This window comes from Roseateles sp. GW821-FHT09G03 (assembly GCF_059416045.1).
Genome location: NZ_JBWKOK010000008.1, coordinates 300,959 through 310,775 on the forward strand (window position 1 = coordinate 300,959; position 9,817 = coordinate 310,775).

The 9,817-nt window shown below is 71.5% G+C and carries 10 protein-coding genes and 1 pseudogene; 2 read left to right on the forward strand and 9 right to left on the reverse strand.

From position 1 onward, the window contains the following. The first annotated feature begins 33 nt into the window (after nt 1-33). On the forward strand, nt 34-711 hold the full coding sequence (locus AC07OZ_RS25650; RefSeq protein ID WP_495469872.1) for a glutathione S-transferase family protein: 678 nt from the start codon (nt 34-36) through the stop codon (nt 709-711). 6 nt (nt 712-717) lie between these two features. Here the strand turns inward: AC07OZ_RS25650 and AC07OZ_RS25655 are convergent, their stop codons facing one another. From AC07OZ_RS25655 to AC07OZ_RS25665, 3 genes are all read right to left on the reverse strand, one after another. After that, the gene (locus tag AC07OZ_RS25655; RefSeq protein ID WP_495469873.1) at nt 718-930 is read right to left on the reverse strand and encodes a type II toxin-antitoxin system HicB family antitoxin; all 213 of its coding nucleotides are present in this window, start codon (nt 928-930) and stop codon (nt 718-720) included. A gap of 92 nt (nt 931-1,022) precedes the next feature. Further along, a complete protein-coding gene (locus AC07OZ_RS25660) occupies nt 1,023-1,235 on the reverse strand; it encodes a DUF4287 domain-containing protein (protein WP_495469874.1) in 213 nt (70 codons plus the stop codon). 94 nt (nt 1,236-1,329) lie between these two features. Beyond that, entirely contained in the window at nt 1,330-2,646 is a 1,317-nt protein-coding gene (locus tag AC07OZ_RS25665; protein WP_495469875.1) for an Nramp family divalent metal transporter, read from the reverse strand. A gap of 147 nt (nt 2,647-2,793) precedes the next feature. Between AC07OZ_RS25665 and AC07OZ_RS25670 the strand changes: the two genes are divergently transcribed. Then, nucleotides 2,794-4,689: a DEAD/DEAH box helicase gene (locus AC07OZ_RS25670; RefSeq protein WP_495469876.1), complete on the forward strand. Its 1,896-nt coding sequence runs from the start codon at nt 2,794-2,796 to the stop codon at nt 4,687-4,689. 81 nt (nt 4,690-4,770) lie between these two features. Here AC07OZ_RS25670 and rpoZ read toward each other — a convergent pair whose 3' ends face one another. The 6 genes and pseudogenes from rpoZ to AC07OZ_RS25700 all read right to left on the reverse strand — a co-directional run. Continuing rightward, complete coding sequence (rpoZ, locus tag AC07OZ_RS25675) at nt 4,771-4,974, reverse strand: DNA-directed RNA polymerase subunit omega (protein ID WP_058936171.1); 204 nt, start codon at nt 4,972-4,974, stop codon at nt 4,771-4,773. Between the two features lie 21 nt (nt 4,975-4,995). Beyond that, entirely contained in the window at nt 4,996-5,631 is a 636-nt protein-coding gene (gene gmk, locus AC07OZ_RS25680; RefSeq protein ID WP_495469877.1) for a guanylate kinase, read from the reverse strand. Between the two features lie 41 nt (nt 5,632-5,672). After that, the gene (locus AC07OZ_RS25685; RefSeq protein WP_495469878.1) at nt 5,673-6,290 is read right to left on the reverse strand and encodes a HEAT repeat domain-containing protein; all 618 of its coding nucleotides are present in this window, start codon (nt 6,288-6,290) and stop codon (nt 5,673-5,675) included. Nucleotide 6,291: 1 nt separating this feature from the next. Further along, complete coding sequence (locus AC07OZ_RS25690) at nt 6,292-8,043, reverse strand: eCIS core domain-containing protein (RefSeq protein ID WP_495469879.1); 1,752 nt, start codon at nt 8,041-8,043, stop codon at nt 6,292-6,294. Next, on the reverse strand, nt 8,040-8,351 hold the full coding sequence (locus tag AC07OZ_RS25695) for a hypothetical protein (protein ID WP_495469880.1): 312 nt from the start codon (nt 8,349-8,351) through the stop codon (nt 8,040-8,042). The genes AC07OZ_RS25690 and AC07OZ_RS25695 overlap by 4 nt, the downstream gene beginning before the upstream one ends. Before the next feature lie 21 nt (nt 8,352-8,372). Continuing rightward, nucleotides 8,373-9,817 (reverse strand): annotated as a pseudogene (locus AC07OZ_RS25700) (hypothetical protein); the annotation flags it as partial.

The window sequence follows — 9,817 nt, forward strand, 5'->3', positions numbered from 1 at the left end:
GTCCCATCACAGCGCCCCGCATAGACTCCCCCGATGCTCACCGTCCATCACCTCAACAACTCCCGCTCGCAGCGGGTCCTGTGGCTGCTTGAAGAACTCGGTCTCCCGTACGAGATCAAGCACTACCAGCGCGACCCGAAGACGATGCTCGCGCCGCCCGAGTTGCGCGTCGTGCACCCGCTCGGCAAGTCCCCGGTGATCAGCGACGACGGGCTGGTGATCGCCGAATCCGGCGCGATCCTGGAGTACCTCGTCGACCGCTATGGCGAGGGCCGCTTCAAGCCCGCCGTCGGCACGCCCGATGCGCTGCGCTACCGTTACTGGATGCACTACGCCGAGGGCTCGGCGATGCCGCCGCTGCTGCTCAAGCTGGTCTTCGACCGCATCGAGCGCGCGCCCGTGCCGTTCTTCGTGAAGCCGATCGCCAAGGGCATCGCCGCGAAGGCCAAGGCGACCTTCGTGCAGCCGCAGATCGACAACCACATGAACTACCTGGAAGGCGAGCTCGGCAAGAGCCCGTGGTTCGCCGGGCAGGAGTTCAGCGCCGCGGACGTGCAGATGAGCTTCCCGCTCGAAGCCGCCGTGCAGCGCGGCGGCGCCGCGGCGCGCCAGCCGCGCATCACGGAATTCCTGAAGCGCATCCACGCGCGGCCCGCGTATCAGCGCGCGCTGGAGCGCGGTGGTCCTTACGCGCTCGTGCCGTCCAGGTGACCGGCGCTACGCGACTGTTGCTGCGTACTCGACGCTGAGCGTGAAGCCACCCTCGGCGTCGATCATTCCTTCCTCCGCGAGCATCTCCAGCACCTCGCGCATGTGTTCCAGCACTTCAGCGGTGCTCGTGCCTTGGGTGTAGGCGCTGCGGACGCCGGGCACGCTGCCGACGAGCATCTCGCTGTGCTCGTCGCGTTCGATCAAGACGGTCAGGTTCATGCAGAGCAGGATAGGGCGGCGCAAATCCTTCGACCGCGAGGGGTGACGCGCAGAACCGACACGTCGCATCAGTGGTGTCTGCGCGCATGAGGTCAACCCTGCTTCGCCAGAAACACCGCCACCAACGCATTCGCATGCCCGTGGCCCATCTCGTGTTCCGACTTCAGCAGCGCGACCAGCTCCATGTGCTTCATCGGCCCCGCCTTCTTCAGCACGCCCATCCAGTGATCGATGGGCTGTCCGTACTTCTTCTCGATGGACGGGAAGTACGACGCGGGTCCTTTGACTTTCTCTTCGGTGGTCATGATTCGCTCCTTGTTGGATGGTGATCGTCGGGTCAGTGCCTGACCTCATCCCCACGACGATCGGTCCGCGCCGTTTTCGACACGGCCTTCCGCTTCAACCGACCAGCGACCACAGCAGCGCCGCATTCGCCCCGGTCACCAGCGCGAAGAGCCCCCAGCTCAGCACGCGCACCACCGGCCCGTTCGCGAACTCGCCCATCACCGCGCGGTCGCCGGTCAGCCGGATCAGCGGCCACATCGCGAAGGGCAGCTGCAGGCTCAGCACCACCTGGCTGGCGACCAGCAGCTGTCCGACCGCCGCCTCGCCGAACCACAGAAGCCCGAGGAAGGCCGGCACCAGCGCCAGGAAGCGCGTCGCCAGCCGGCGCTGCCAGCACGGGATCTTCAGCCGGAGGAAACCCTCCATCAAGACCTGACCCGCGATCGTGCCGGTGAAGGTCGAGCTCTGACCCGCCGCCAGCAGCGCCACCCCGAACAGCACCGACGCGATGGAGCCGCCCACCAGCGGATCCAGCAGGTGGTACGCGTCCTGGATCTCCGTTACCTCGGTGTGCCCGTGCGCGTGGAAGGCTGTCGCGGCCAGGATCAGGATCGCGGCGTTCACCATCAAGGCCAGCGTCAGCGACACCAGCGTGTCGATCGTCGACAGCTTGATCGCGTCGCGCTTGGCCGACGCCGTGCGCCCCACGCGCCGCGTCTGCACGATCGACGAGTGCAGGTAGAGGTTGTGCGGCATCACCGTCGCGCCCAGGATGCCGATGGCCAGCAGCAGCGCCTTCGGATCCTGCACCGCGACGCCGTTGGGCACGAAGCCCCGCGCCACCGCCGCCCAGTCCGGCCCGATCAGGAACAGCTGCACCGCGTAGCAGACGCCGATGGTCATCACCAGGCCGAGGATGATCGCCTCCACCTGCCGGAAGCCCCGGCCCTTCAGCCCGAGCACGATCACCGTGTCCAGCGCCGCGATGCCGACGCCCGCCAGCAGCGACATCCCGAACAGCAGGTGCAGCGCCAGTGCCGTGCCCAGCACCTCGGCCACGTCGCAGGCGACGATCGCGAGCTCGGCCATCACCCACAGCGGCAGGCGCACCGCGGGCCGGTAGCGCTCGCGGCAGGCCTGCGCGAGGTCAAGACCTGACACCAGCCCCAGCCGCAGTGACAATGTCTGCAGCAGCATCGCCGCCAGGCTCGAGGCCAGCACCACCCACAGCAGGGCGTGGCCGAAGCGCGAGCCGGCCTCGATGTCCGTGGCCCAGTTGCCCGGGTCCATGTAGCCGACCGACACCAGCAGGCCCGGCCCCGCCACGCGCAACAACCGCTTCCACAGTGGCGCGCCCTCGCGCAGATCGATCGAGCCGTGGACCTCGGAGGGGCAGAACGGGGCGGTGGCGGTGGTGGGCAAGCCGAGCATGGGGCGGATTCTCTGCGGACTCGGCGACGGCGGCGTGGCCGCGCGTCAATGGCCGGTCATCGCGCTCAGGCTCGCCGATGCGGTGCACCAGCGCCGGCCGCTATAGTCCCGCCTCCTTCGCATTCCCGCCTTGTTCCGTCGCGATCCATGCCCCTGGCCGACATCCGCGCGGCGATTGCCGCCGAGCTGGCCGCGACGCCCGAGTTCTACGATTTCCGCGTGCTCCGCAGCGCGGCCGACGGCGCGCTCTGGCGCGTGACGCTCGAGCCCGACTACGTCTACGCCGAAGGCCAGCGGCCCGGGCAGGCGTCCGCGCACACGCTGCTCGACGAGCGCCTCGAAGGCGCCTCCGCCTGGTGGGGCGCGCCGGCCAAGGGCAGTGCCAGCGTGCGCGCCGTCGTCGTCGAGGACGACCAGCTCGTGCTGCAGAACGCGAGCGCCCCGCCGCCGGGCGAGGGCCATCTGCTCCGCATCTACCCGCCGCGTTTCCTCAATGCCGTCGCCGATGCGTGGGGCGACGACACCTGGGCGCATCGCGCCGCCGGCTGCTGGCCGGGGCTCTCGGCGCCGAGACCGAGGGCCGATGCGCCGCTGCTCGATGGTTCGCCGTTCCGCTGGCTGCGGCCGGCGCAGCGCGAGGCGCTGAAGCTCGTCGGCTTTCACGACGCCTTCCTCTGGGGGCCACCCGGCACCGGCAAGACGACGACGCTCGGCGTGCTGCTCGCCGAGTACCTCGACCGCCGTCCCGGCGCGCGCGTGCTGCTGCTGTCGACGACGAATCATGCGGTCGACCTCGCGACGATCGCCGTCGACAAGGCGCTGCAGAAGGGCCGCCGCGAGCACCTCAGACCGGCCGTCCAGCGGCTCGGCTCGCGCTTCGATGCCGATGCCTACGCAGATCGCGGGCATCTGATCCCGCCATCGGGCATGCCGTCGCCGCAGGTGCTGGCGCAATGCCGGCTCGCCACGATGACGACGACCCGCGCCGCCTTCACGCTGAAGACGTTGCGCGAGCTTTCGCCCGATGGCGAGCCGCCGTTCGACCTCGTCGTCTTCGACGAAGCCAGCCAGGTGAGCCTGGCCCACGCGCTCGCGCTGATGCCGCTCGGGCGCGCGCGGCTCTTCGCCGGTGATCCGCAGCAGCTCTCGCCGGTGTTGCGCAGCGAGGACCGTCTCGCGCGCCACTGGCTGGGGCGCTCGCCCTTCGCGGCGATGCCGCGCGGCGGGCAGGGCGGATCCGCTGTGGCGATGCTCGACGAGCAGTCCCGCATGGCCGCGCCGATCGGCGCGCTGGTGAGCGACCTGTTCTACGACGGCGCGCTGCGCGTCGCCGCGGAGGCGCTGGCGTCGGAGGACTGGCGGCGCTCGCGCGAGCGCGCGCTCGGCGACATCCCGGCGGACGTCCACGTGAAGGTCCATCGCATCACGCGCGAAGGCTTCTGGTCCGCGAAGGACCGCGGCCCGATCCGGCGCGAGTCCGCCGATGCGATCGCGGCCCTGATCGCCCAGGCCCTCGCGAGCCGCGACTGGGCGCCGCACGAGTTCATCGTGCTGACGCCGTTCCGCGCGCAGCGGGCGCTGCTCCGGCAGCGGCTGGATGCGCTCGGCGTCGACGATCGCGTCAAGGTCAGCACCGTGCACCGCGCGCAGGGCAGCGAGGCGCCCGTGGTGTTCTTCGACCCGGCCGACGGCACACAGCCCTTCCTGAAGACGGAGGAAGCGCGCCGGCTGCTCAACGTCGCGCTGAGCCGTGCGCAGGCGAAGGTGGTGATCTGCCTCTCGTCGGCGGACCTGACCAACGAGGTGCTCGCGCCCATCGTGCACCGCATGCGCCTGGCCGGCGATCCGCGCGAGGCCGTGCCGCTGCTGTCGCTGGCGAAGGCGCCGGACTTTCCCTTCAACACGCGCGGGCTGCGTGTCGCAGCAGGGCGGCTCGTCGGCGAGGTGGACCGCATCGCGCCCGACGGCGCGCGCTTCTGGATCATCAACGAGAAGAGCGGCAACGAGGTCGTCATCGACGCTGAGTTCTGGCGCCAGAAATGAGCGCCGCAAAAGCAAACGCCCCGCAGAGCGGGGCGTTCCTGGGCGAGGGCGGGGCCGGAGCCGCCGCCGTTCAACCGACGATCAGACCGGCACGCGGCGCAGCATTTCCACGCCGACGTCGCCGTTGGCGACTTCGCGCAGCGCCGTCACGCCGGGCTTGTTCTTCGACTCCAGCTTGGGCGCGTGGCCTTGGCTCAGCATGCGGGCGCGGTAGGTCGCGGCAAGCACCAGCTGGAAACGGTTCGGGATCTTGGTCAGGCAGTCTTCGACAGTGATGCGGGCCATGCTGGTTCCTGAGAGTCGGGGTTATTCGGTAACGTCGGTGATGAGGTCGAGCGCGCGGAAGACGGTCGACCGGTTGCGGCGTTGGGTCGCGTATTTTAGCCGCTGCGCCTGGACAATCGACTTCAAGTCGAAAATCGCGGTCTCGAACACGGCATTGATGACCACGAAATCGAAGTGTTTCGCCTGCGCGACCTCTTCCCGCGCCGTCTTCATCCGCTTGGCGATCACCTCGTCGGCGGTGTCGCCGCGGCGGATCAGGCGCTGCTTCAGTTCCTCCCAGCTCGGCGGCAGGATGAAGATCAGCACCGCATGCGGGAACAGCTGCTTGATCTGCAGCGCCCCCTGGTAGTCGATCTCCAGCACGACGTCGTCGCCGTGGGCCAGCCGGGCCTCGATCGCCGCGCGCGAGGTGCCGTACAGGTTGTCGTGGACATGCGCCCACTCGAAGAACTCGCCGCGATCGATCATCCCGCGGAACTCTTCCACCGAGACGAACAGGTACTCGCGTCCGTGCTGCTCCTGTCCGCGGGGATCGCGCGAGGTGTGGGAGACGGAGACGCTCAGCTTGGCGTCCAGTTCCAGCAGCGCCTTCACGAGGCTGGATTTGCCCGCGCCGCTCGGCGCGGCGACGACGAAGAGATTGCCCGGATATTCCATGCCCCGATTTTAGGGGGCTTCCGCGAACTTCCTCCGGGCCTTCAACGGCCACCGGCCGCCAGCCAGGCCAGCCAGCGGCGGGCCACGTCCGGGTCGCCGGCCCCTGGGCCCTGCGGATCCGGATCGCCCAGCCGGCCGGTCAAGACCTGCCACGCGGGCTTGCCCCGCGTCTGCAGCAGCACGTCGCGCACGACCAGCGCCGCCCTCGTCCGGGTCAGCGCGTCGGGCGAGCCCAGCAGCGGCGTCACCGCCGGCAACGCGGCTTCTCCTCTCTGGATCAGCAGGAACACCGCCACCGTGTAGGGACCATGCAGCTCGTCCGGCAGGTCGTTGATCGTGCGGGCGAGCGCCTGCAGGGCACGTGGATCGTTCAACCGTGCCAGGCCTTGCGCGCCGCGCCCGCGCACGAGGGGATCGGCATCGGCGAGCAGCCCCGCGAGCGCCTCGGCCGCACCGGGGTCGGCGATTTCCGCCATCGCCTGGGCGATCTGCGCACGCGTCGACGCCGCGGCCTGCGGCAGCGCGGCCACCAGCGCGGCCGTGGACGCCGCGCCTTGACCCACCAGCGCGGCGAGCGCCAGCGCGCGGGCGTTCGGGTCGGCCGCGTCCAGCTGTTTCACCAGCTCCTGCGGCGGCGTGGGGGTCGTGGGGCGGGTCATCTCAAGGGCCAGCAGGGGCAGGAACCGGACCCGGCGCGGGCACGGCGCCCGGCGGTGCGGTGTCGGTGAAGGTGAGCAGCACACGCCGGTTCATCTGACGGTTGGCGTCGCGCGACTGGTCGGCGCCGACCGCCGGATCGCCGCCCTGGTCGCCGGTGCCGGCATCGGCAGTCGCCGCGGTGGAGGCACCGCGCAGCAGGGTGATGCCGTCGATGCGCGAGGCATCGATGCCGCGGGCGAGCAGGCCGGCCTCGACCGACGCCGCGCGCCGCCCGGACAGGTCGATGTTGTACTGGCTGGCCCCACCGACCTGGTCGGCGAAACCCTCCAGCGACACGTGCACCGTGGGGTTGCGGGTCATGTACGCGAGGAAGGCGTCGATCTTGCCGCCCTCCGCCGGCGTGAGCACGTCGCTGTCGAAGGCGAAGTAGAAGGTCACCGGCTCATGCACGTAGAAGTCGCGGTGGCGTTCGAGCGCTTCGTCGAAGGTCGCGGACTGGCCCCCGACCGCGACCGCCCGTTCGTTCTGCACGACGCCGGCGCGCACCTGGAAGCCCCAGTTCAGCGAGCCGTAGACGACGCCGGTGTCCTCGCTGCGGGCCACCGTCTCGAACGAGAAGTCGCGGTTGTTGGGACCGGTCGTGCCCGGCGCGTCGAACATCTGCGCCGAGCGGATGTCGGCCGGATCGTTCGAGCGCTTGAAGCCGGTCTGCTGCGCGCCGCCGCCCGGGCCGAAGGGATAGTTCGGCGACAGCGCGCTGCCCGGGGCCGCGGCCGCGCCGCCGCCGAAAGGCTGGTGCAGGGCATCGATGAAGAAGCCGCCCTCGACGCCGCGGTCCGTGTCCTCCTGCGTGCGCAGCCCGGGATCGCCGAGCGCGCCGCGCGGCGCCTGCAGCGCGCCCATCGTGGCGATGCCGACATCGGCGCCGGCATCGGTGTCGCTGACGACCTGCACCAGCGAGATGACGTTCGAGTTCGGCGCATTCACGTCCGGGATGAAGCGGATGGTGCCGCTCATGCCGCTGGGCGTGGGCGGGGTGTTGGTGACACCCTGCTGCGTCGCCATGCCGATCTCGAAGCCGCCCAGCGGCACGGGCATGCTCTGCATCAGGTCGCGCTGGACCAACGGCGGGCCGCCGCGCGCGCTGATGCCGCCGGCGATGCCCGCGCCGGTCGCGCCGCCGCCCTGCTGCACGGTGTGCGTCAGTTCGTGCGCCATCAGGTCGCGGTCCTGCGGGCCGTGGCCGGCGCCGAAGTAGATGTCGCCGCCCAGCGTGAAGGCGCGCGAGCCGAGGTCGCGGTTCAGCGACGCGGCCTCGCTGCCGCTGTGCAGGCGCACGTGGCCCAGGTCGGTGCCGAAGTGCGGCTCCATCGCGGCGCGGGTGGCGGTGTCCAGCGGCCGGCCTTGCGAGGGCAGGGCGGACAGGGCGGGCGAGGTGGCGCCGCGGGACGGCGTCGTGAGCGGCGCAGCAGCGGAGGCAGCAGCGGAGGTGGCAGCGGACGTGCCATCAGAAGTCGCCGCGGCCGTGGCCGAGGAAGAGGCGGTGGATCCGCGGACGCGATCGGCCATGCGGTCGGCCTCGCGCTCGAAGCTGTCGCGTGGCCGGCCGAGCGCGACGGTGCCGCCGGGGAGGGGGCGTGTCGACGCCTGTTGCAGGAAGCGCGGCGTGCCGGCCTTCGGGGACCGGCGGCCGGCGGCCTGTTCACCACCGCGTCGCGTGGCGGCTCCGGCGGCATGGGTCTTGTAGGTCATGGGTCCTCCTGTTTCGAGCTCGCGCGGCGACGCCGCCACCACGAGACGAGCGCCACCGCGGCCAGCGCGAGGTAGGCCCAGCCGAGCCACGGCACAAGCCCTTGCGAGATCCACGCCGGCACGGGCCGGTCGCGCCCGGTCCACCAGCCGGCGAACCCGATCGCGACTATCACGACGATCGCCAGCGTCCAGCGCGCCGCCGGGGTCAGCAGGCGCGACAGGTCGACGCGGCGGCGGGGTGGGCGCGGCTGGAACGGCGGCGGGGCGGGCGCGGGCGTCACGCGCGGGGGATCGGAGCGGTGGCTCATGTCGGCATCCTCTTCACGTGCTCACGGGGGCGGCATGCCCGGTTGCCAGGCCGTCGGCGCGCGCATGTGGCGGAACGTGCCGTTGCCCATCTCCTCGATGATGGCCTGGTACTCGCGCGTGAACTCCGGTCCGTGCCGGTTGAACAGGCGCACGGTCATCGTATAGGCGTAGTCGCGCGCCACACCCTGTCCCGCATGGATGTTGGACAGGTGGGGGACCGCGCCGCTCACGTTGGGCGTGCTGGACGTGCCGGGCAGCCACACGCCCACGCCGCTGGTGTTCTGCGGCAGATCGTCGATGGCCATGCGTTCTCCGAGCCAATCCATCTCCTCGGCCAGCTGCTGGAAGGGCGTCCCATGGTGGGCATGATGCCCCGGTCCGGGCATGGGCACACCCTCGCGGGCCATGTCCGCGCCCAGCGCCTCGGACGGCGAGGCGCGGCCCATGCGGTTGATCGGGATGATGGCCCGGTCCCGCACGTCCAGCGCGTCGCCGACGTCCGGGCCGAACTCGGACGCCGAGCGGCTGGACACGCCACCGGCGCCGGGCTCGCCGAAGCCCGCCGGTCCGACCGGCGCGGACGGTGGGCCGCCGGGACCGGCGCGCAGCCGGGCGATCAGGTCGTTCTCGCCGGTGACGCCGTCGAAGAGCGCGCGCCGCGATTCTTCGCTGGTGAAGCCGAAGCGGTTGAGCACCTCGTCCATCGACTTGCCCTGTCCGGCGACGCGCGTCGCGAAGGCGTCGTAGACCTCGCGCTCCGTGCCGGCGAAGCAGTCGGGACACGGGATCGGCAGGCCGCCGTTGGAGCGCCGCACGCAGCCGCCGCCGGGCAGCTCCACCACCTCGTGGTCGCCGATCCGCGCGCGCCGGTTGGGGGGCCCGCCTTCGACGATCGAAGGATGGTCGTCGACGAAGGCCACCTCGTTCGCCGCCTCGCGCGGCGTGATCTGGTCGCTCTCCAGCTGCGAGCTGCGCGACACGGAGGCCTCGCGCTCCGCGCCGGTCGAAGGCGTCGTGTCGTCGATGCGCGCGCGGCTTTCCGCGTTCGACGGCATGGCCTCGTCGGCGGCCCCGGGCACGGGCTCGTCGGCGCGCGCTCGCGGGGCGCCTTCCGCAGCCTCCGTCGGTGCGGGCACGGCCTCGTCGACGGCGCCAGGCGCGTGGACGTCGTCCGCGGCGCTGGCCACGCGTGCCTCGCTGGCCAGCGCGCCGCCGGGCGCGCGCGCCTCGGCCCACACCGCGGCTCGGGCCTCGGCCGATGCGCTGCGCGCCATGCCGAGGTTGGCGATGTCGTCCCCGACGATGAAGCTGCGCGAGAAGCGGCTGCCGAAGTACTCGCGCGCGCCGGACGCCGCGCCGCGAATGCCGCGCCCGACGCTGCCCGGCAGACCGCGCACGCCGCGCGCCACCGCGCCAGGCAAGGCCCGTGCCCCGCGTGCCACGGCGCAGGGCAGGGCGCGTGCGC